Below are 20,812 nucleotides of genomic sequence, written 5' to 3'. Positions count from 1 at the left end.
CGCTGCTCTTACAAATAGCTTACATTTCTAACGTAAATCCAGTTTATTTTTTTGAATAAACTCCTTCATATACATGCGAGTCTGTTTTTCAAGCATGGCAGCCATTTGTTCTGTCCAGCGATCTTTTCTAACTCCGTTCGTTCTTTGCTGATAATAGGTAGCGATGATCTCATTGTAATCATCGAGCTGGTGTAAATTAACTTCCTTATTTTGTTCATATCCATTTTCGTGATAAACATGTTCAAAAGGAAGTCTTGGTTTTTGACCGGTTACATTAGCAGGGTATCCAACAGCCAGTCCAAACAATGGGATGACACGGTCTGGAATATGTAAAACTTTTTTAACTTCTTCAAGGTTGTTGCGAATGCCGCCAATATAGCAGATTCCTAATCCAAGTGATTCAGCTGCAATGGCAGCATTTTGGGCAGCAAGAGCGGTATCAATTAAAGCCACCATGAATTTTTCGGTACTTTCAAGTGATGCCTCCACGTTTTTATCTTCCTTCTCCCCGATAAGGGTATGACGATATAGGTCAGCACAAAAGACAAAAAAGTGGCCGTTCTTTTCCACATACTCCTGATTTCCGGCGAGCTCTGCTAATTTCTTCTTTTTAACAGGATCCTTAACACCAATAATGGAGTAGGCCTGAATAAAGCTTGATGTGGCAGCTGCTTGTGCACACGAAACAATCGTTCTTATTTGCTCTTCAGTTAATGGCTTGTCCTCAAAATGACGGATTGAACGATGGTTTAGGATTGTGCCAATTACATCATTCATCTCGTACACCTCGCTGTTCATCTAAATTTTTCGTTTGTGTGATTATATCAATCAAAGCAATCTTATTCAAGAAATGAACGTAGTCTACGACACTCTAGTGGCGAATCTTCGAATATGTGAAGTACTTTGTTTGACAATGCTATTTATCTCAAATGCAATTATCTTGAATTAAAAATAAATTCCAAAAAGAAGGATGATTTTACATGACGAAAATTGGTATCTTACTTGGTAGTTTACGAAAAGAATCTTTTTCAAAAAAACTTGCAGCACATGTGGCAGAATTATTCCCTGCAGGATATGAAGCTGAATTTGTGGAAATCGGAAATCTCGCTTTATATAATCAGGATTATGATGATGAAAACAATGCACCGGCAGATTATACGGCATTCCGTAACACAATGAAGGGAATTGACGCTGTGTTATTTGTAACGCCAGAATATAACCGTTCTGTTCCGGCTGTATTAAAGAATGCTTTGGATGTAGGTTCCCGTCCTTATGGAGCGAGTGTATGGGATGGCAAACCAGCGGCGATTATCAGCCAATCGCCTGGCAGTTTAGCTGGTTTCGGTGCCAACCACCATTTACGTCAGTCGCTTGTATTCCTTAATATGCCAATACTTCAACAACCAGAAGCTTATATTGGTAATGTTGCCGATTTATTGGGTGAAAACGGAAAAGTAAAAGATGAAAACACTGTTCAATTCTTACAATCCTTTGTTAATACGTTTGTTGAGTTGATTAAGAAACATCAAGCGTAGAATATTTCAAAACTTTTGGAGATATAAAACGATCTCAAGTCGAAGTTCGTATAGTGAGGAAAATTCAATTCTATATTCAAGCCTTTCTTGTGACTCAATCTAATTTTTTAGGTTGAGTCTTTTTTTGCAGCAGGGGGGAAGAATCAATTTATAATACTGCCACCCATTTTCTAAAAAAATAGAGACCTCCTAGGAGATCTCTATTAAATATTTACTATGGCTCATTTAAATAATAAGGATTTATTTTTTAATTCATACTTTACAGATAGGAATTATGAGTTTATAGTAATAGTAATAAATTCGCTCATTAATAAAAGGGATTAAAAGATTTCCGGAGCTACTTAAAAAAAATGTAAAGGAAAAGAATCTATAAATAGTGAAGGAGTGTTTCTAATGAAAAAGGATGTTGAAAAAAAGAGACAAAAACTAATAAATAAACTGATATTCTTTCGTGTTTATGTCAAAGAGGATCAACAACTTTACGAATTTTCCCTTTCAAAACTGGAAAATGAATATAAAAGATTTAAATTACAACATCATCCACATGGTGAGTTTGGCTCTATTCAATGGAGATAATGTTTATAAAATAATTAAGCCAATATAGACAAGGTTTTATAGAAATCCTGTCTATATTGGCTTATTTTATGCAAAAATGAATACGGCCATGAATGCCATTTTGTCATTCCAAAAGCAGATCACGCTACTGCTAGCTTTTTACTACAAAGGATAAAATTAAAATTTTTTAACCCTTATGGGACTTACCATTAAGAGAGCGAGGATTAAAGTAATCCATGCATTGCTATATGAAAAGAATCCCATACCAGCCAATGGCAATCCAGCTGCAGGAATAGGCAATCCTTTAAAATATCCAATGGTTGGTTTAACACTAAACCTTGCTAAACGTAATGCTCCCATTGTTGGGAAAAGGATAAATGCTATAGATGTTAAAATGGATGGGTCTGCTATCGAATGAAATAGAAGTGCAGGAGCAACTCCGAAACTAACAATATCAGCTAAGGAATCCAATTCTACGCCTAATTCACTGTTTACTTTTAATTTCCTGGCAACCCTTCCGTCAAGAAGGTCTAAAACAGCCGAAAAGAAGATAAAAACGGAGGCTACTTCCCAAAAGCCACTCATATTAAAGGTAATGGAAAAAACACCGCACAATAAATTTCCGATTGTAAATAAATTGGGTACAGCTTTTACTATCTTATTGAACATGGCAGCTCCCCCTGACGTTAATAATTCGCCCATTTAAGTAGTATTTTCTATTTATTCTTCCGTTATCCTTAAAAGATTAGAATGTATTCATTTTCCAAATAAATAAATTCTTAATCTTATATTCAGAGAACGAAAAGGTTTCTTTTCTATACTTTTTGTTTTAAGTGGCGTCGTCATTGCAATGTATTTGGTTATTTTTTGGTTAACAGTAAAAAAAAACACGCTGAGTTGATTCAGCGTGTTTTACACATTTTACTGATTTGAAACCTTTTTAAGCGCACTTGGAGTGGTATGCACAGAAAGTCTGCCAAGAAGTTTAGTACTATCTAAATTTAACCCAATCAGATTCACCTTTACTCCATTTTGCTGATACTTAAGGACGATTTTATCAATCGCACCAATCGCAGAGTCATCCCAGAGATGAGCATTGGAGAAATCAATATCAATTTCAGTTATATCTTCTTTAAAATCAAACTGACTGACAAAATCTGTTACAGACGCAAAAAAGAGCTGTCCTGATACCTGATAAATCTTTTTATATGAACCTTTTCTCGATATCGTTTTAATCTCCAATTTTGAAATTTTTGAGGCAAAGAAAATGGCACTCAAGATTACCCCTATGAAAACTCCAATCGATAAATTATCCGTTGCAACGACAGTCACGACTGTCACAACCATAACGACAGTTTCCGATTTAGGCATAATCGGCAGTTTCTTCAATGATGACCAATCAAACGTACCAATACACACCATGAACATGACTGCTACTAGGGCAGCCATCGGAATTTTAACAAGGACATCATTTAGGGCAACAATAAGGATCAATAAAAATACAGCAGCCCAAAAGGTGGATAGTCTTCCTCTGCCGCCTGACTTAACATTGATTCCGGATTGACCAATCATGGCGCAGCCAGCCATACCGCCAAATAATCCTGAAACAATGTTGGCAATCCCTTGACCACGCGCCTCTTTATTTTTATCACTCCCCGTGTCCGTCAGATCATCGACAATTTGAGCGGTTAAGAGTGACTCTATCAAGCCAACAACAGCGATTCCAAGTGAATAAGGAAAAATGATTCTTAGTGTTTCTAGATTAATAGGAACATTGGGAATAAAAAATGAAGGCAAGGACTGACTTAAATGTCCTAAATCTCCGACTGTATTTACGTGAGCTCCAGTTGCCACCGAAATAATCGTAATGATAATAATGGCGACAAGTGGGGAAGGAACAGCCTTGGTTATCCGAGGGAAAAGGTAAATGATGGCTAATCCTCCCGCAACCATAGCGTACATCACCCATGATTGCCCTTTAAAATGGGTTAGCTGCGCGATAAAGATTAATATCGCCAATGAATTAACAAAACCCACCATAACCGAACGTGGAATAAATTTCATTAATCTCGCTACTTTTACTGATCCAAAAATTATTTGGATCATCCCTGTCAGGATAGTGGCGGCCATTAAATACTGCAATCCATGATCTTTCACTAACCCGCCCATTAACAAGGCTGTTGCTCCAGTAGCAGCTGAAATCATCGCAGGTCTGCCCCCAACAAAAGCAATCACAAGGGCAATACAGAAGGAGGCATACAAACCAACCATGGGATTCACCCCAGCAATAATCGAAAAGGCAATGGCTTCTGGAATCAATGCTAAAGCAACAACAGTACCTGAAAGGATATCTCCCTTTATATTCCCGAACCATTCATATTTAATTGTACTTACATTCAACAAGTAACACCTCATTTATTTAGGATTATTTTTGACTTTCAACTCTCATGAAAGCCGGGTCCGTTATTACCACTTGATAGTATATCTGAATGTGACAATTTTGCGAAATGCGATGAAAACGCTATTATCGGTAAAATACTCTTATATCATTCGTTATTCACCTATTTAATGTGGTTTCTAAAAATTTGCACCTCGGTCATTCATAGAACCTAACAAAACTTTTTACTGCCTATTGATATAAATCTAGTGCCTTTTACAAAACACGCTTCTAAATACCTACACAATGTCAGGTTTAGTGTTTGGGGAGTTCTGCCTATCATTTCTAACTAGTTCATGGTTAATCAACATAGTTTTACATTATGCCTCCTATCTTTATAGTGAAAAGGTAATTGATAACGTCGATTTTTGTTTCTTTTTGTAAATTCATTGAAGTTTACTAAACTATTAAAATCGTCGATAATCAATTGGAAACGTTTTCAAACGATAAAAAACTAGGAGGGATTTAATGAGTAAGAAAAAAATGATGTCAGTTTTATTAACGGCAGGGTTAGTCTTAAGCGTCAATGCAGCATACGCACAAGGACCAGGTGAGGCTCCAAACTCAAATGCAGCCTCGGCGTTTGACAACAAAATTATCAAAAAAATTAGTGCAGACAACATGTATAACACGATTGCTCTATTGTCAAAGGAGCCTCGGACGGCAGGTACCCCGGGGGAACTAAAGGGAGCACAGTACATAAAAGGACAGTTTGAGAAGTATGGGTATGAAACGGAACTGCAGCCTTTTGCTTTCTATGATGTGGTGAGAACCAATGTAAGTGGAGTTTTAGAAATTGGCGGCCAAGATCTAAAGCCATACGTATTTTCCGGATCATTTAGTGGTGAAGTAACGGCGGAAGTCGTGAACGCTGGTAAAGCAATCGCCGGTACCGTCCCGGATGCGGTGAGAGGGAAGATTGCCCTGGTTGAGCGCGGCGATAACACATTCGTTGACAAGGTGAAAAATGTTATAGAAAAAGGTGCAGTCGGCGTTATTTTATATAATAACACCGGAACTGCTAATAATGTGGGAGTTGCGGATCCAGGACAAAATATCCCGGCGGTAACGGTTACGAGGGCCCAGGGCGCTGCCCTAGTTGATCAGCTAAAAAGTGGCCCGGTAACAGCACATATAAAAGTAACAGGCTCAGGGTATAAAGAAGGAACTTCCTACAACGTTATCGCCAAAATGAAACCAAATAAAAACAAAGATACCGGCCAGATTGTCATGGTGGGGGCGCACCATGATTCTGTTCCAGGTGGTCCGGGGGCAAATGATGATGCTTCGGGTGTATCTGCGGTTCTTGAGCTAGCCAGAGTCATGGCCAATATGCCGATTGATACGGAGCTGCGTTTCGTGACATTTGGTTCCGAGGAAAAGGGCCTGTTAGGATCTTACCATTATGCCAGTACGTTAAGTGATACAGAAGCGGATAAAATTGTAGCCCACTTCCAAATGGACATGATTGGAAGTAAAGATGCCGGTGGTGATAACAAGGCAAACGGATTAATCATGTATACAATTGATGGTAAGAAAAATTTAGTCACTGATCTTGCTTCCGCTGCAGGTGTTAGAACAGCAATGGGTGAAGCCGTGCCATATGGCCAGTTGGGACGAAGTGACCATCAGCCATTCCATGAACTGGGAATCCCAGCAGCGTTATTCATTCACTCACCGCTTGAGCCATGGTATCATACACCAGCCGATACCATTGATAAAATTGATAAAAACAAGCTGCAAGAAACTGCGGAAATCGTTGGTGCCGCCGTCTATCAAATTGCTCGGCCGGACACACCAGCACTACAGCACTCCCGAGTTGCTCCGCAACCGGTCGATTATGATTTCGAAAATCGTCCACCAGGAGCTTAATAAATTTCACAAAAAATGGCGGAAGAAATTGATCCGTCATTTTTTATTTTTTGGCTCTGTTAAAGATAGTTGTTGATATTTGATACCTATTCGAATTCTTGATATTATGAACACGAGAACAGACATTCGGGGGTAAGGTGGGCAAAGCGTTTAGCAATTTGTTAGAGTAAGAATATCTGAATGATAATGGGAGGAAGGGTTATGTCAAATAACGTAAAACAGAGAAGAATAATTTTAGATTTAGCTGTTACTTTAGATGGTTTTATTGAAGGGAAAAATGGAGAAGTTGATTGGTGCATCATGGACTCTGAGATGGAGTTTATTAATTTCTTAAACCAAATTGATACTATTTTATATGGAAGAAAAAGCTACGATTTATGGGGACAATTTACTCCAGAAGCTATTGATGATACTGAAAAAGAAATATGGAAATTAGTTCATAGTAAAGAAAAATATGTGTTTTCCAAAACTAAAAAGGAAACCGATAATAAAGCGATATTCATAAAGGATAATATTCTTGAAGAAGTATTAAAACTAAAGAATAAGCCTGGTAAAGACATCTGGCTATATGGAGGATCAAGTCTTATTACTACTTTTATCAATTTAGGGATTGTTGATGAATTTAGATTATCTATTCACCCGGTTATTTTGGGAGAAGGAAAACGGTTGTTTATTGATATAAAACAGAGGTTGAGTTTAAAAATGGTTAATACAAGAACGTTCTCTTCTGGTGTTGTGCAACTAATTTATCATTGGGATGATAATTAATATATTATAAAATTATCAACATTAAATTATTACAGAGCCTATTTTTATGAATGGAGTTTATGAAAAAAATGAAAGTAATTATGTTAATATATAGTAAAATTAAATTTGATTTTACTTTTATTGCTAAGAGGCGATATATCTGAAAAAAGTATCCATTTTTATAGGTTGGATTATTGGGGTAGTTATAATGCTCGTAAGCAGCAAGCTTGCTGCAAATTATTACGCTATTCATGCAAACATTGACCCATTGTCAAAGAGTGCTTCATTACTAACTTTATTGTTCATGCTTTTTTTCTTTCTTGGAAGTTCCGTAACTGGTGTGTATATGTTTATTTTCCGAAAGCAGCATCCTAGATGAAGTTGCATAATGGAAAGAATTAATATGGGAGAGTGGTTTTGTTGAAGAAAATTTATCTAATTAGGCATTGTGAGGCTGAAGGGCAGCCATCTGAGGCAAAGCTTACAGAAAGAGGCCGTAAACAAGCATTAGAGTTATCTGGGTTTTTTTCTGATAGGAAAATCGACCGTATTATCGCTAGTCCATATAAGCGTGCAATTCAATCGATACAGCCCCTTGCCCAGCGATTAAATATTGAAATTAAGACCGACCAACGATTAATCGAACGTGTCCTAAGCACTACTAATCTTTCGGATTGGTTTGAAAAACTGAAAACAACCTTTGATGATCTTGAACTTAAATTTGAAGGCGGGGAATCCAGTCAAGAAGCAATGAACCGAATTGTAGAAGTGGTGGAGAAGGTTTTTAACAGTGAATCTGAAAACACCATCATTGTTACCCACGGAAATTTACTGTCCTTACTATTAAAGTATTATAATAAGGATTTCGGATTTGAGGATTGGCAAAATCTTAGTAACCCTGATGTATTTCTTTTAAAAAATGAAGATAATAAAGTAACCATTGAGCGAATATGGATAGGGTAGTATAGAGAAGGAAATCTAGAAAAAAATTAAGAACCCCTCTGCATTAATTTCGGTGAAGGTAAGAAAAATTATTTATCTATGCCGGAGCTATTTAACAATGCGGAAAAAATAGTTATAAATTTTAAGAAAGACTAGCTGAATCAAAAGTAAGGTGATGTGTATGCTATTTGAAAAAGAAAAAATAAAAGTGCGCCAATTGCAGCCGGAGGACAAGTATTTACTTGTTAAATGGCTTTCGAACCCTTCCGTTCTTGAATATTATGAAGGGCGGGACAATCCGTTTGATTTGGAAAAAGTAAACAAGAAGTTTTATTAATCGGGAGAATGGTATTGTTAGATGTTTGGTCGAGTATGAAGGGGTAAGTATCGGTTACATACAAATTTATCCAATAAATAAGAAAACAAGTTCAATAGATGATTATGATGAGAAAGAAATAGTTTTTGGTATGGACCAGTTCATTGGCGAACCGGATTATTGGAACAGAGGAATTGGAACAATACTTGTAAAGTCAATGGTGGATTATTTAATTGAGCAGAAACAAGCAACTCGGGTGATTATGGATCCTCAAATAACGAATATACGTGCATTAGCATGTTATGAAAAGTGTGGATTTAAAAAGATTCGATTACTCCCAAAACATGAATTCCATGAAGGAAATTATCGTGAATGTTGGTTAATTGAATGTAAATCTTAAACATTATGCAAATTCAATGGGGTGTTGGATATGGTAAAAATACGAAATGTAAAAATGGAAGATTTACCTGAACTTGTAGTCATTGAGCAGCTTTGTTTTACAAAAGAAGAGGCAGCGACCAAGGAAGTATTTGAAAAGCGTATACAAGTCATTCCGGATAGTTTCTTTGTTGCTGAGGAAGAGGGCAAAATTGTCGGTTTGGTCAATGGACCCGTCATTGAAAAAGCATACATAACGGACGACCTCTTTAGTAATTTAAAGGTAAATCTGGCGACGGGCGGCCATCAAAGTATTTTAGGATTAGCAGTGGCACCGCATTTTCAAAAACGTGGCGTGGCATCCGCGTTACTTTCATATATTGAAAAAGAAGCGAAGGTAAAAGGACGTGAAACGATTACACTTACTTGTAAGGCGGACTTAATACAATTCTATGAAAACCATGACTACCTAAACAAAGGTGTTTCAACTTCTGAGCATGGTGGGGTTATTTGGTACAATATGATTAAGAACTTGCAATGAATTAATTCAAAAAGTGTAATGTTATATAATTTGTAAAAGGAGGAGATTCCATGATATTGGAAGCCGTGATGCTTCAGGTTAAGCTAGGGATGGAAGAAGAATATGAGAAAGCCTTTCGCCAGGCTTCAGAAATTATTTCTTCAATGAAAGGTTACATATCTCACGAATTACAATATTGTTTGGGAGTGAATGGGAAATATTTATTATTGGTAAAGTGGGAAACATTAGAAGATCATACAGTTGGATTTAGACAATCAACTGAGTATCAAGAATGGAAAAGGCAATTACATCATTTCTATGACCCATTTCCTACAGTTGAACATTTTAAGAAAGTTCATCTTTCGTAAGGACATTATTAATTGGGAAAAAATTGAGCAGAAGAGACTTTCATAGAAAAAGCAAAAGTAAACTTGATTACTCCTGCTTCATCTTTTTTTAAGGCTGTTTTCTCAAAGGTTGTTGTTTTTATGATGTTTGGATTTTTTGATATAGTTATATGTAAATATATTGAGTTAAAAGAAACCTCTTTTAATATCAAGCGTAGATAATGTAAAGGAATTTAGGTAAGAGGGTGGAAGCATTGGGAGCTTTGCTTGAACTTTTAGGTTCTATAGGTACATTTCTATTTACCTTAACAAAGGATGTAACGGAGGAAGAAATAGAAAAGAATATAAATTTCCTAAAAGAATATCAATGGTTTCAAAAATATCTTGATAATGATAAATTTGAAAACTTAATTATGAATGATAAAGATGTTCGTTTTGCAATAGGAAAACTTAATAGTGAAAAAATGAAAAAGAATGCCTATTACAAAAAACATCAAATAAAGATTCAAAAAGTATTACTCAAAAAGTCAAATTAATTTAACGATACACCGACCTCATACTTGAGGTCTTTCTTTATGCACTTTTTAACATTTCAACCGTTGTATAATTAGATTTTTGACACGCTGAAATAAGCATTTGTTTTACTCGATTTTTAAAAGCAAAGTTCTTCCCAATTTCAAGCCGACGAAACGAATTAAGGTAGTTGTCCAAATATTTAGTTGCAACACCTTGAAAACGTTCCATCCAATGCCTTAACCCTTGCAAGAAGCCAGGTTAAGGATTTGATTTATGCGTGTTTCAAGAACACGTGGAGGTACTTATTACTATTTCCACCTTTTAAATAATTTAAAATTATCATATAATAGTATATATATGAAGCTGTAAATAATTGTTTACACTATGAAAGGGTTTTAATAGAGACAGAAAAGGTATGTGACTAGGTCGCTTCTTAGCTTGTTGTGACACCTCTATCTTTTCTGCAAATATCAGGGGAAAAGGTTGATAAAAATGAGCAACAGCGAAACTACTACAGATGTTATTTTAATTGGTGCCGGAATTATGAGTGCGACTTTAGGGACGCTCTTGAAAGAATTAGTACCGGAATGGGAAATTACAGTGTTTGAGAAGCTCGCAAACGCAGGAGAGGAAAGCTCTAACGAATGGAATAATGCGGGAACGGGCCATGCGGCACTGTGCGAGCTTAACTACACGATTGAAAAACCAGACGGATCGATAGATATTAGCAAAGCGATTAAAATTAATGAACAGTTCCAGCTTTCAATGCAGTTTTGGTCTCATCTTGTAAACAGCAAGCTAATACGTAATCCGCAGGACTTTATCATGCCACTGCCTCATATGAGTTTGGTAGAAGGGGAACAAAATGTAACGTTTTTGAAAAAACGTTTTAAAGCGCTATCAAATAATCCCCTCTTCCAAGGGATGGAATTTTCAGATGATCATGAAAAACTGATAGAATGGATTCCGCTGATCATGGAAGGCCGTACATTGAATGAACCGATAGCGGCAACAAAAATCGACTCTGGAACAGATGTCAATTTTGGTGCATTAACACGCATGTTGTTTGACCACTTAAAGAGTAAAAATGTCGATATAAACTTCAAGCATGGCGTTGAGGATATTAAACGTACTGACGACGGCTTATGGGAATTGAAAGTGTGGAATATGGGTACCGGTAACATCGAACGGCATACTGCAAAATTCGTCTTTATCGGCGGCGGTGGCGGGTCCTTGCATTTATTGCAAAAGACGGGTATTCCTGAGTCAAAACATGTTGGAGGTTTCCCGGTAAGCGGACTATTTATGGTATGTAACAATCCGGAAGTTGTAGCGCAGCATCATGCAAAAGTATACGGAAAAGCTAAGGTTGGAGCCCCGCCGATGTCGGTTCCGCATCTTGACACAAGATTTATCGACAATAAAAAATCGTTGCTATTTGGACCGTTTGCCGGCTTCTCACCGAAGTTCTTAAAAACCGGTTCAAATATGGATTTAATAACTTCCGTAAAACCGAATAATTTCTTAACTATGCTGGCGGCAGGAGCAAAACAGATCCCGCTGACAAAATACCTGATTCAACAAGTTATGTTATCGAAAGAACAGCGCATGGAAGAGTTACGTGAGTTTATCCCGGAGGCCAAGTTCGAGGATTGGGATTTAGTAGTAGCGGGACAGCGTGTGCAAGTGATCAAAGATACTGAAGCTGGCGGCAAAGGTACACTTCAATTTGGTACGGAAGTGATTACAGCCACTGATGGCTCGATTGCAGCATTACTAGGTGCTTCTCCAGGTGCTTCTACTGCTGTTCACGTTATGCTTGAGGTAATAAAAAAATGCTTCCCGCAACAAATGAAAGAATGGGAACCGAAAATCAAAGAAATGATTCCTTCTTATGGCGTGTCACTAATGGATAACCCAGAGCTCCTGCACGAGATTCATACTTTAACCGCAGAGACACTTGGTCTAAGCGAAAAAGAGCTGGTCTTAAGTTAATTCTTTGGAACATACGTTAATGAAGCTGCCTCGGCAGCTTTATTTTTTTTTTTTTTTAATTGTTTACGCCAGCTATTTAGATGAGGAGAAAAATAAAGTAAAAGTATTTAATTAATAAATTAGTACGATTTTTGCGACTTTCCGCACTGCTACCGCCCCTTTTTCATCCATAACCCCAAAAGGCCCACTTGGAAGAGCCCTTACACATTTTCAAATTAAACATATTTTGTATTAAGTCGTTGCAAAGGAGGAATGTGAAATGGACGGTGTAGGAGCTGGTGGAGGCTTTGCCTTAGTGGTTGTATTGTTTATCCTTCTCATTATAATTGGTGCGTCCTTTATGGGCTGTGGATATTGGTAACCAATTAATAACTTATTGAAGGGGGGGAGATCTATGTACGGTTACGGAGGATTCGGTGGCGGCTGCGGGTGCGGCGGTGGCTATGGTTACGGTGGCGGCTTCGGTTTTGGCGGAGGTTTTGCCTTAATCGTTGTATTGTTCATTTTGTTAATCATTATTGGTGCAACTTGTTTTTATTAATGAAAATCAATTAACTTCCTGATAAGGAATTAAAAAAAAAGCCCTTTTTTAGGGCTTTTTCGTTTTTATTCTTTGCTTAATTCCACCGAGTGCAAAATAAAGCAATTGAAGAGGTATTGTATGATATTGCTTTGGCTACTATTCAGTTTATGCTGCGATTTATGGAATGAATCGTCTAATTAAGCCCTTATTTTAAAATGTTTTAACGACAGTATTATTACAGAAAGAAAGCATCGACGGCGTCGTTGCATTACTACATATTAAAAATACTATTGTAATATATCTAAATATTCATTATAATACTTTTAGTTAGAATTAATAGATTAGCAAATTTTCTTAGACAATGGGGGGAATCATCTATGAAAAAACTATTGAAAAAGTGGAATCAATTGAGTCTGGTAAAACAAATAATTATCGGTTTAATTATTGGTATTATCCTAGCTGTGTTGATCCCAGAAGTAGCAAAGCCTGTTGTCATTTTAGGCTCATTGTTTGTTGGTGCTTTGAAAGCGATTGCACCTGTATTGGTTTTATTCTTGGTTATGTCAGCGATTGCGCAACATAAGAGCGGTCAACAAACGAACATGAAATCGATTATCGGACTTTATTTATTAGGTACTTTTCTAGCTGGATTAATTGCCGTTATTGTAAGTTTTGTTTTCCCAGTAAGCTTAACACTTGCCAAGGGCGCGGAGGATCTAGCGGCTCCCGGCGGTGTTACAGAGGTCCTTAAAGCATTACTGTTGAATGTTGTGGATAACCCAGTAAAAGCCATTTATAATGCCAACTATATCGGTATTTTAGCTTGGGCAGTCGTCCTTGGTATGGCTTTAAGAAATGCACCAGATACGACAAAAACGATGATCACTAATTTTTCAGATGCCGTATCGAAAATGGTTACATGGGTCATTAAGTTAGCGCCACTCGGCATCATGGGACTTGTGATTGACTCAATTACCGCAAATGGAATCGAGTCATTACTAAGCTATGGCAAATTAATTGCCGTTTTGATTGGTTGTATGCTCTTTGTAGCCTTTGTTGTCAATCCAATCATGGTGTTCGTCGCGATTCGCCAAAACCCATACCCACTTGTATTGAAGTGTATCAGGGAAAGTGGAATTACAGCATTCTTTACACGCAGCTCTGCTGCTAACATTCCTGTAAATATGAAATTATGTGAAAATCTAAAGTTGGATAAGGATACGTATTCTGTCTCCATTCCATTAGGTGCAACCATCAATATGGCAGGTGCCGCGGTTACGATTTCTGTTTTGACACTTGCAGCGGTTCATACACTACACATTCCCGTAGACATCCCAACAGCAATCATTCTTAGCGTCCTGTCAGCAGTATGTGCTTGCGGTGCTTCAGGAGTTGCCGGCGGTTCCTTATTATTGATTCCGCTAGCATGCAGCTTATTCGGAATTCCAAATGATGTTGCCATGCAGGTAGTTGGCGTAGGCTTTATCATCGGTGTTTTACAAGACTCTTTTGAAACAGCACTTAACTCTTCCACAGACGTCCTTTTCACAGCAACAGCTGAGTTTAAAAAGTGGCGTAAAGAAGGAAAGAAAATCGATATCAAAAAAGCAGCTTAAAGAAGAAAAGCCCTCTATACTTTGCAATAGAGGGCTTTCTTTTGCGTATGTGGCAGGACGTCTTAATATAGTATGGGTAACCACCACTCATTGAATTGTGAGTGCCATATTTATCGTATTATAATATTTTTTGTTGGGTAACAGTGAAAGCTACTGTTACCTTGGCTACTTCCATCAAAATTCCTTTGTGGAAAAAGGTAAGAAGAATCTTACTCCACGCTTATTAAAAGGTAATAGTTTCATATCAGCTATTAAGTGACTCAAGTACCCTGACAAACAAGTAATAAAAACTCCTTCTACCTTAAGTGATACTTCAAATTGATAAGCAATCACGCCGAAAAAGATTAGTCCTACTATTGAATGGGTATAGCTTCTATGGGGAACTAGAGAAGCCAGTATTATAAAAACACCTAATAGCCATAACCAATTTTCTTGTAATGAAAGCCCGCCTACCAAAACTCCGGCACCTGTAATGGTCAGCATATGCCTCTTTTTAATAAAGGAAGAAAACACAATTATTCCAATTCCAACACCAATTCCCAGCCACTTTTCCGTATCAATACCCTTCAAATAGCTATAAATCATCATGAAAAGACCGATAAATGGGGCTGCTGTTCGAATTAATTTATGGGGAATGGTAATTTTGTTACTTAATTTCCCGTCAATATCTAGATCAGGGATTAATCCGGCGATTCCTCCCGACCCCACTAATAATAGGGTAGTAGTTGGTTCCGTTTGTAATGTATTTGCAATTATTAAGCCTGTTAATGCTCCAATCGCAATATGTGCTGTACCTTTCAATCTTTTCCACCTATTTCTTTGTTTTTATATTCAGCTAATCAACTATCACATATAGCTATTATACCAGAATATACGTTCTTGTTGAGTGAAAAAAGAAATCTTTATCCCATTGGTGCCCCACAATCAGCCTAATATAGTTATAGACATATTAGGCTGATTATGTAATTACATAGGAACAAAAGGCTAAAATTCATAAACAATGCATTTCCACTTCCGCTTGATCCCATGAAACGGAATAGACTTGACCTTTTGAACAGAAAATCGAAGACGATGTATACTCAGGGTCCGCTTCTTTATTGTAATGGATTCTTGCGATGACCTCGGGCTGATTATGACAAGGGTAATAGCCGCCAACTACTAGATTCAGCAGGCCTTTTCCCTGTGTAAGTGATGCGAATTCTGGACCGTAGTTCATGAAGGTGGCTACTGGCACTTTCCCAGTTATGATGGTTTTGTTTCCTCCCATCATTGGTGGGTCGAAGCTGCCATGTGCCTTCTGAATATCTGTCAGCACTTTGCCGATATGATCCAAATCAATTATTATTTTAAAATCATAAAATGGTTCAAGCAGGATGTTCTCCGCTTTCTCCAATCCTTGCCTTAATGCACGGTAAGCGGCCTCTCTAAAGTCGCCGCCAGAGGTGTGTTTAATATGGGCTCGTCCGGTAAGTAACGTGATTTTTACATCCGAAATGGGGGAGCCTGTTAGAATCCCATGATGATCCCGTTCAAAAAGGTGATGACGGATTACATTTTGGGTTCCGACTGGCAAGTGATCGGTATGGCAGACAGTTTCAAACGAAATGCCGCTATTTCTAGGTGCGGGTGCTATTTTTAGATGAACTTCCGCATAATGCCCTAACGGTTCAAAATGACCATATCCAATTACTGCAGAACGAATTGTTTCTTTGTATAAGATTTCTGGTTCGGCAAATTCCACATCGAGATGAAAGCGGTCCTTAATGATGAGCTTCAACACCTCCAGTTGAATAGTTCCCATTACATGAATATGGATTTCCTGCAAGCGTTCTACCCAGGTCACGTTAAGAGCAGGATCTTCGGCATCCAACATTTTAAAATACCGTAATACCTCTTTAACATTTATCGATGGATCGATGACCACTTTGGATTTTAACGCAGAGACCATTTCATAATCAGCTTTTTCGCTTATGGTTCCTAAGCCGTCTCCAGTGGCAGCTGATGTCAAGCCTGTAACGGCAAAGATATCTCCGGCTGAAGCTTGATCGACAGCATTAAATTTAGTGCCATTATACATGCGGATTTGGGTGATTTTTTCAAAAAATGGCTCATCCTCATGCCCGTAACTGATTTCATCTCGTACCTTTAAAGTCCCACTCAAGGCTTTGATAAACGTAATTCTCGTTCCTTTTTCATCATAACGAATTTTATAGACGCGTCCAGAAAATCGACCCTCGAGGACATAATCCGTTGCTGTTAATAAGTCCAAATTTTCAAGAAAGCTTTTCACGCCGATATCATGCAAGGCAGAACCGCTTGCACATGGGAAAATTTGATTTTCCTGGAGCAGCGTTTTCAGTGTTTCTAGCCAAAGTTCCGGTTGATACCCGGTGTCCATGTATGTATCTAAAAGGGATTCATTTCGCTCTGCAATAAATTCAATCAGTGTCTCGTTCATTTCGCGATTGTTCAATGTCTCGGTCATGTCAACGACATCGGTAGTGAGGTTGGTGCGAATTTCATCCAGGACCTTTTGAGCATCAGCTCCAATCCGGTCGATTTTATTAATAAAGAAAAAAGTTGGCACACGATGTTTTCGCAAAATCCGCCATACAGTTTCTGTATGACCTTCGATTCCTTCAACCGCACTGATAATCACGATTGCATAATCCATCACTTGAATTGCACGTTCCATCTCAGGGGAAAAGTCGACATGCCCTGGGGTATCGATCAAATAATAATCAGAATCATTCAAGGAAAACATCGCTTGGTCAGCAAATACCGTAATGCCTCGTTGTTTTTCAATTTCATGCGTATCGAGGAAGGTATCCTGATGGTCGACACGGCCTCGTTGCCTAATGGCCTTTGTATGGAAAAGCAGTTGTTCTGCCAATGTCGTTTTTCCTGCATCCACATGTGCAAATATCCCAATTGTTTTCTTCATGCTGGCACCTCAAATATTTTTAATCATTCTTAATGAATAGTATAACAAAAGAAGATTCAGATGAATGGTAATACAAATCTGCATATGAATGATTAATAGAAATCCCGAACAAGAAACACAATAAGCAGGACATTTAAAAAAACATATAAAATATCGGTTTTGTACCCGAATTTTTATATGTTTTTAAGTCGTTTTTCTTATGCCATTTACGTAAAAAAATATAGAATTAGGCATCTAGGTCTTACCAATGGACCAATTACTGGTTGATTATTAAATCTCTTTTCGATAAAAACGCTCACCTGTTTCAGGATTGAAATACACTCTCGTTTTTTCACCCGACACAGGGTCAATGTTTACTTCCTCTGTCGAAATAAAACCTTTCGGTACTTTTACTCCGTGATTGCGTTTAAACCGTTTATCATAAATAAAATATCCAAGTAAAATGCAAATGATTGCACCAATAATTTCTAGAATGTAAAAACCGATGATGAAATTCATTATTCCTTCTCCACAACAGCAGCTGTTCCATATGCCACAATTTCACTCATGTTTTTACCAATTTCACCTGAATCAAATCGCATCATCACAATCGCATTTGCACCCATTTGGGTTGCGTTTACAATCATACGGTCTAATGCTTCTTTTCTAGAGTCCTCAAGCATAGCAGTATATTGCTTGATTTCGCCACCCACAAGGGATTTTAAGCCTGCCATAATATCGCCGCCAAGCCCTCTGCTTCTAACAATTAGTCCGAATACTGGCCCTTTAATTTCGACAATTTTATAGCCCTCAATTTTTTCTTTTGTCACTACGATCACTTTATTCACCTCCATCTATATTTTCTATTATTGCGGCTAACTCTTGCAATATCAAGTATTGAGATAGGGAATGGAAGACAGTTTTTCCCTAAAAAAATGAGCGAATCGAAACATTCACATCGATATGCAGATGTGTCTGTTGTTTAGGAAGAATAGTCCATATAAGTTTACTGTCTAGCAGCTGAAATTTCTTGCATTTTTCGCGACACAAGTGGATAAAAATGATTTTTTGCACTTGTTGTAGAATTACCACCGAAAAATCCAGTGCCGGGGCATGTTTTAACATTATATTCAGGAGCGTTATCTAACACTCTTTCGCCCGTTTTCAAATCCCACCAATGATGATACGTGATACTGTCAATGGAAGGTGTTAACCCGAATCTAAGACAAAGCAAAGCCGTAATCTCTACAATCGTTTCCTTTTGTTCTTTAGTCATGACGTCGTGACCAATATCAAAGTTACCAATATTTTCGATAGCGATTCCTGTAATGTTTGCCTTTATCCCAATTGAACCTTCGGGAGCGCTGTTAAATGGCCTCGAAACTGCTATTTTACCATCCGGAAAGGTAGTGATATTTTGTGCGATATTCTTCCATTTCCTTTCTCTAATATGAAAATTCTCCATACTCTTCAGCAATTTAAAATGATTGGAACCATAAAACTGCTTATAGGACGGTAACCACGTGTGATGATGTTGGATTAAAGTGATTTTTCGATTAAATTGATTGTGAAACAACCAATTTCTAAATTCCTCCTTCGTCATAAGAATATACTGTCCTTGGATGGTCATTCTTTTAGGTGGAATCATTAATTGCTGCCCTAAATATAGTTGATTTGTTGAAAGTCCATTTGTTGTCTTTATTGACTGTACTGAGGAATTATAGGCTGCTGAAATCATCCCAAGTGTATCCCCTGCAGCAACTTCATAAATAATCGGAACAAATAATTTCTGATTAACTAGTAATGTATCGGATAGCAATCCATTGGCACCTTTTAACTCTTCTATAGATGTACCGTATTTATTTGCAATTGCCGGTAAAGTATCTCCAGAAGTGACTGTATAAATATTACTGGGATTATTTCCGGCTGCATGAGCAAGAGAGCTATTTATGAGCAAATATAAAATCAAACAAAAAACAAGCACAAAAGTTTTATTCATTTTATTAGATCCTTTCATTCCGATATCACAATGTTCACTGCAACACACTGTTTTATTTTTCTAATCCGGAAATGAAATTATTCAAGGATATGGGGACAGACTGCTTGTCCCACTTGTTTTTCCCTAAAATCCAACAAAATAGAAGAGAAACAACGCAGTCTAACGGGTATTAACTGTATTGTTTATCATTTTAAGCTTTGGGGCATAAAGCCTAGCGAACAATATATTCTAACAATAGCTCTCCGTGTTCTTTGCGGCCGGTATCTTTAAAGCCGAATGACTGATAAAGACGTAAAGCAGCTGTATTTGATTCCTTTACCCCAAGAATGATGGTTTGGCTGCAATCAGGCAGGGCTGCTAAAAAATTCATCGTGTGTGCTAGAGCCAGCTTGCCATAGCCTTTTCCTTGCTGCGTTTGATCCATCATGAAACGGATAATCCAATAGGTCCCATCCTCAGGGTCCTTTCCATACATAAGGAATCCTATCATTCTATTATCTAAGTAAATGCCCATCGGTACAAAAGATGTCTCAAATTTTGATTCTGCCAATGAATAAACATTTGAGGCAATATATGATTTCTGGTGGGGTGCAACCTCTAACTGAATACATTCCTCCCAGTTCTCTTGCGTTATTCCTTTTAATGAAATAGACAAATTGATCATACTCCTTTTCATGTATTTTTTTACAAAAATGGTTTTTAGTGAATATTCTCATATTTTATCAAAAAATCTTTCAATAAAACTAGTGTTTAATCTCATTATTTGCGCTAAAACAAAAACGACTAAAAAAGTGATCTTTAGTCGTTTATGTTTTATTTTCATTAATTTTTTTAAATGATTTCATTTTTTGGGTATTTTATAATAAAATATAACTAATCAGTTGATAAGTAATGAAGGGATTAGCTAAAAATGGCTGCTAGAAGAAGTAATCAAAACGACTATACGACGCAAGAAACAAAACAATTAATCATTTATACCTCACAAAAATTATTTATGACGTACGGCTATCGTTCGGTAACTACTAGACAAATTGCTGAAGCGTGCGATGTCACTCAGCCGGCACTTTATTATCATTTCCCAAACAAACAAATGATTTATATTGAAGTGGTTCGATCGATCATGGATCGAACTAGGGCTGCTCTACATCATATTAATGAGCATCAAATCTCTTTTAGAGATCGTTTATTTCAAATTTCGATGTATATGTTAACGAACCATCAAGAGGATTTGTCACAGATGTTTCATGATATCGAGCATGAAATGAATGAGGAGTCACAGGGGTTAATCCGAAAGTGGTGGCTGGATAGTTATTTACATCCTGTTGTGGCGATGATTGAGGATGCAGTTAAACGTAGGGAAATCCGTGAACTGGATACTCTCAACAGCAGTGTAATGGAAATGGCTTATTTTATCCTTGATTTAATGAAATCATTCCTGCAGACCTCAATCTATAGGATTTCGAGTGAAGCAGAGAGGAAAAGAGAAGCTGAAAGAAAATCGAATTTAATTGTTACCATTATTATTGAAGGTTTAAGTGGCTAATAAAAAGAGCCACCTCTTTTTTGCTTATTACTTATCAACTGATAAGGA

24 protein-coding genes and 1 pseudogene are annotated in these 20,812 nt (G+C 37.4%); 15 read left to right on the top strand and 10 right to left on the bottom strand.

Annotated features, from left to right (window positions below; translation table 11 throughout):
- Nucleotides 1-27: 27 nt before the first annotated feature.
- Nucleotides 28-777 (bottom strand): oxygen-insensitive NADPH nitroreductase, encoded by a 750-nt coding sequence (gene nfsA, locus ACIQCO_RS20510; protein ID WP_400431885.1) that lies wholly within the window; start codon nucleotides 775-777, stop codon nucleotides 28-30.
- Between the two features lie 203 nt (nucleotides 778-980).
- Between nfsA and ACIQCO_RS20505 the strand changes: the two genes are divergently transcribed.
- Complete coding sequence (locus ACIQCO_RS20505) at nucleotides 981-1,535, top strand: NADPH-dependent FMN reductase (RefSeq protein ID WP_400431843.1); 555 nt, start codon at nucleotides 981-983, stop codon at nucleotides 1,533-1,535.
- Nucleotides 1,536-1,928: 393 nt separating this feature from the next.
- Entirely contained in the window at nucleotides 1,929-2,111 is a 183-nt protein-coding gene (locus ACIQCO_RS20500; RefSeq protein WP_400431841.1) for a Fur-regulated basic protein FbpA, read from the top strand.
- A 156-nt stretch (nucleotides 2,112-2,267) separates the two neighbouring features.
- On the opposite strand, the gene pssA is transcribed toward ACIQCO_RS20500, so the two are convergent.
- Nucleotides 2,268-2,759, bottom strand: coding sequence for a CDP-diacylglycerol--serine O-phosphatidyltransferase (pssA, locus tag ACIQCO_RS20495; protein WP_400431838.1), 492 nt, complete (start codon nucleotides 2,757-2,759; stop codon nucleotides 2,268-2,270).
- A gap of 252 nt (nucleotides 2,760-3,011) precedes the next feature.
- On the bottom strand, nucleotides 3,012-4,490 hold the full coding sequence (locus tag ACIQCO_RS20490) for a SulP family inorganic anion transporter (RefSeq protein WP_400431835.1): 1,479 nt from the start codon (nucleotides 4,488-4,490) through the stop codon (nucleotides 3,012-3,014).
- A gap of 505 nt (nucleotides 4,491-4,995) precedes the next feature.
- On the opposite strand from ACIQCO_RS20490, the gene ACIQCO_RS20485 reads away from it, so the two are divergent.
- From ACIQCO_RS20485 to ACIQCO_RS20450, 8 genes are all read left to right on the top strand, one after another.
- Nucleotides 4,996-6,399 (top strand): M28 family peptidase, encoded by a 1,404-nt coding sequence (locus ACIQCO_RS20485; RefSeq protein WP_400431832.1) that lies wholly within the window; start codon nucleotides 4,996-4,998, stop codon nucleotides 6,397-6,399.
- Nucleotides 6,400-6,600: 201 nt separating this feature from the next.
- A complete protein-coding gene (locus tag ACIQCO_RS20480; protein WP_400431830.1) occupies nucleotides 6,601-7,167 on the top strand; it encodes a dihydrofolate reductase family protein in 567 nt (188 codons plus the stop codon).
- A 399-nt stretch (nucleotides 7,168-7,566) separates the two neighbouring features.
- On the top strand, nucleotides 7,567-8,109 hold the full coding sequence (locus ACIQCO_RS20475; RefSeq protein WP_400431828.1) for a histidine phosphatase family protein: 543 nt from the start codon (nucleotides 7,567-7,569) through the stop codon (nucleotides 8,107-8,109).
- 160 nt (nucleotides 8,110-8,269) lie between these two features.
- Nucleotides 8,270-8,425 (top strand): hypothetical protein, encoded by a 156-nt coding sequence (locus ACIQCO_RS20470; RefSeq protein ID WP_400431825.1) that lies wholly within the window; start codon nucleotides 8,270-8,272, stop codon nucleotides 8,423-8,425.
- Nucleotides 8,426-8,450: 25 nt separating this feature from the next.
- Nucleotides 8,451-8,804, top strand: coding sequence for a GNAT family N-acetyltransferase (locus ACIQCO_RS20465; protein ID WP_400431823.1), 354 nt, complete (start codon nucleotides 8,451-8,453; stop codon nucleotides 8,802-8,804).
- A 30-nt stretch (nucleotides 8,805-8,834) separates the two neighbouring features.
- Nucleotides 8,835-9,323, top strand: a complete 489-nt coding sequence (locus tag ACIQCO_RS20460) for a GNAT family N-acetyltransferase (protein WP_400431820.1) — start codon at nucleotides 8,835-8,837, stop codon at nucleotides 9,321-9,323.
- A 50-nt stretch (nucleotides 9,324-9,373) separates the two neighbouring features.
- On the top strand, nucleotides 9,374-9,670 hold the full coding sequence (locus ACIQCO_RS20455) for an antibiotic biosynthesis monooxygenase family protein (protein WP_400431817.1): 297 nt from the start codon (nucleotides 9,374-9,376) through the stop codon (nucleotides 9,668-9,670).
- Between the two features lie 224 nt (nucleotides 9,671-9,894).
- On the top strand, nucleotides 9,895-10,185 hold the full coding sequence (locus tag ACIQCO_RS20450; protein ID WP_400431814.1) for a hypothetical protein: 291 nt from the start codon (nucleotides 9,895-9,897) through the stop codon (nucleotides 10,183-10,185).
- A 37-nt stretch (nucleotides 10,186-10,222) separates the two neighbouring features.
- On the opposite strand, the pseudogene ACIQCO_RS20445 reads toward ACIQCO_RS20450, so the two are convergent.
- Nucleotides 10,223-10,405 (bottom strand): annotated as a pseudogene (locus ACIQCO_RS20445) (IS1595 family transposase); the annotation flags it as partial.
- Nucleotides 10,406-10,657: 252 nt separating this feature from the next.
- Between ACIQCO_RS20445 and ACIQCO_RS20440 the strand changes: the two are divergent.
- From ACIQCO_RS20440 to sstT, 4 genes are all read left to right on the top strand, one after another.
- A complete protein-coding gene (locus ACIQCO_RS20440) occupies nucleotides 10,658-12,160 on the top strand; it encodes a malate:quinone oxidoreductase (RefSeq protein WP_400431811.1) in 1,503 nt (500 codons plus the stop codon).
- 259 nt (nucleotides 12,161-12,419) lie between these two features.
- On the top strand, nucleotides 12,420-12,521 hold the full coding sequence (locus tag ACIQCO_RS20435; RefSeq protein ID WP_400431808.1) for a YjcZ family sporulation protein: 102 nt from the start codon (nucleotides 12,420-12,422) through the stop codon (nucleotides 12,519-12,521).
- 33 nt (nucleotides 12,522-12,554) lie between these two features.
- Nucleotides 12,555-12,701, top strand: coding sequence for a YjcZ family sporulation protein (locus ACIQCO_RS20430; RefSeq protein WP_066086976.1), 147 nt, complete (start codon nucleotides 12,555-12,557; stop codon nucleotides 12,699-12,701).
- A 359-nt stretch (nucleotides 12,702-13,060) separates the two neighbouring features.
- Complete coding sequence (gene sstT, locus ACIQCO_RS20425) at nucleotides 13,061-14,299, top strand: serine/threonine transporter SstT (RefSeq protein ID WP_400431805.1); 1,239 nt, start codon at nucleotides 13,061-13,063, stop codon at nucleotides 14,297-14,299.
- A gap of 174 nt (nucleotides 14,300-14,473) precedes the next feature.
- Here the strand turns inward: sstT and ACIQCO_RS20420 are convergent, their stop codons facing one another.
- The 6 genes from ACIQCO_RS20420 to ACIQCO_RS20395 form a co-directional block, all read right to left on the bottom strand.
- Complete coding sequence (locus tag ACIQCO_RS20420) at nucleotides 14,474-15,100, bottom strand: metal-dependent hydrolase (RefSeq protein WP_400431803.1); 627 nt, start codon at nucleotides 15,098-15,100, stop codon at nucleotides 14,474-14,476.
- Nucleotides 15,101-15,290: 190 nt separating this feature from the next.
- Entirely contained in the window at nucleotides 15,291-17,243 is a 1,953-nt protein-coding gene (locus tag ACIQCO_RS20415; RefSeq protein WP_400431800.1) for a GTP-binding protein, read from the bottom strand.
- 270 nt (nucleotides 17,244-17,513) lie between these two features.
- A complete protein-coding gene (locus ACIQCO_RS20410; protein WP_400431797.1) occupies nucleotides 17,514-17,741 on the bottom strand; it encodes a hypothetical protein in 228 nt (75 codons plus the stop codon).
- Complete coding sequence (locus ACIQCO_RS20405; RefSeq protein ID WP_024027565.1) at nucleotides 17,741-18,061, bottom strand: heavy metal-binding domain-containing protein; 321 nt, start codon at nucleotides 18,059-18,061, stop codon at nucleotides 17,741-17,743. Before ACIQCO_RS20405 ends, ACIQCO_RS20410 begins: the two co-directional genes overlap by 1 nt.
- Before the next feature lie 167 nt (nucleotides 18,062-18,228).
- The gene (locus ACIQCO_RS20400) at nucleotides 18,229-19,221 is read right to left on the bottom strand and encodes a LysM peptidoglycan-binding domain-containing protein (RefSeq protein WP_400431793.1); all 993 of its coding nucleotides are present in this window, start codon (nucleotides 19,219-19,221) and stop codon (nucleotides 18,229-18,231) included.
- Nucleotides 19,222-19,432: 211 nt separating this feature from the next.
- The gene (locus tag ACIQCO_RS20395) at nucleotides 19,433-19,876 is read right to left on the bottom strand and encodes a GNAT family N-acetyltransferase (protein WP_066086997.1); all 444 of its coding nucleotides are present in this window, start codon (nucleotides 19,874-19,876) and stop codon (nucleotides 19,433-19,435) included.
- A gap of 255 nt (nucleotides 19,877-20,131) precedes the next feature.
- Between ACIQCO_RS20395 and ACIQCO_RS20390 the strand changes: the two genes are divergently transcribed.
- Nucleotides 20,132-20,764 (top strand): TetR/AcrR family transcriptional regulator, encoded by a 633-nt coding sequence (locus tag ACIQCO_RS20390; RefSeq protein ID WP_400431789.1) that lies wholly within the window; start codon nucleotides 20,132-20,134, stop codon nucleotides 20,762-20,764.
- Nucleotides 20,765-20,812: the final 48 nt, after the last annotated feature.

The organism is Neobacillus sp. NPDC093127 (genome assembly GCF_044754175.1).
GTDB lineage: Bacteria > Bacillota > Bacilli > Bacillales > Cytobacillaceae > Neobacillus.
The sequence above is the reverse complement of the archived record's forward strand: the minus strand, read 5'-3'. Positions and strand labels throughout refer to the sequence as shown.

Excerpts from the sequence above, each read along its gene's own strand:
- nfsA (WP_400431885.1), bottom strand. The coding sequence starts at position 777 with ATGAATGATGTAATTGGCACAATCCTAAACCATCGTTCAATCCGTCAT.
- ACIQCO_RS20505 (WP_400431843.1), top strand. The coding sequence starts at position 981 with ATGACGAAAATTGGTATCTTACTTGGTAGTTTACGAAAAGAATCTTTT.
- ACIQCO_RS20500 (WP_400431841.1), top strand. The coding sequence starts at position 1,929 with ATGAAAAAGGATGTTGAAAAAAAGAGACAAAAACTAATAAATAAACTG.
- pssA (WP_400431838.1), bottom strand. The coding sequence starts at position 2,759 with ATGTTCAATAAGATAGTAAAAGCTGTACCCAATTTATTTACAATCGGA.
- ACIQCO_RS20485 (WP_400431832.1), top strand. The coding sequence starts at position 4,996 with ATGAGTAAGAAAAAAATGATGTCAGTTTTATTAACGGCAGGGTTAGTC.
- ACIQCO_RS20480 (WP_400431830.1), top strand. The coding sequence starts at position 6,601 with ATGTCAAATAACGTAAAACAGAGAAGAATAATTTTAGATTTAGCTGTT.
- ACIQCO_RS20470 (WP_400431825.1), top strand. The coding sequence starts at position 8,270 with ATGCTATTTGAAAAAGAAAAAATAAAAGTGCGCCAATTGCAGCCGGAG.
- ACIQCO_RS20460 (WP_400431820.1), top strand. The coding sequence starts at position 8,835 with ATGGTAAAAATACGAAATGTAAAAATGGAAGATTTACCTGAACTTGTA.
- ACIQCO_RS20455 (WP_400431817.1), top strand. The coding sequence starts at position 9,374 with ATGATATTGGAAGCCGTGATGCTTCAGGTTAAGCTAGGGATGGAAGAA.
- ACIQCO_RS20440 (WP_400431811.1), top strand. The coding sequence starts at position 10,658 with ATGAGCAACAGCGAAACTACTACAGATGTTATTTTAATTGGTGCCGGA.
- ACIQCO_RS20435 (WP_400431808.1), top strand. The coding sequence starts at position 12,420 with ATGGACGGTGTAGGAGCTGGTGGAGGCTTTGCCTTAGTGGTTGTATTG.
- ACIQCO_RS20430 (WP_066086976.1), top strand. The coding sequence starts at position 12,555 with ATGTACGGTTACGGAGGATTCGGTGGCGGCTGCGGGTGCGGCGGTGGC.
- sstT (WP_400431805.1), top strand. The coding sequence starts at position 13,061 with ATGAAAAAACTATTGAAAAAGTGGAATCAATTGAGTCTGGTAAAACAA.
- ACIQCO_RS20415 (WP_400431800.1), bottom strand. The coding sequence starts at position 17,243 with ATGAAGAAAACAATTGGGATATTTGCACATGTGGATGCAGGAAAAACG.
- ACIQCO_RS20410 (WP_400431797.1), bottom strand. The coding sequence starts at position 17,741 with ATGAATTTCATCATCGGTTTTTACATTCTAGAAATTATTGGTGCAATC.
- ACIQCO_RS20400 (WP_400431793.1), bottom strand. The coding sequence starts at position 19,221 with ATGAATAAAACTTTTGTGCTTGTTTTTTGTTTGATTTTATATTTGCTC.
- ACIQCO_RS20390 (WP_400431789.1), top strand. The coding sequence starts at position 20,132 with ATGGCTGCTAGAAGAAGTAATCAAAACGACTATACGACGCAAGAAACA.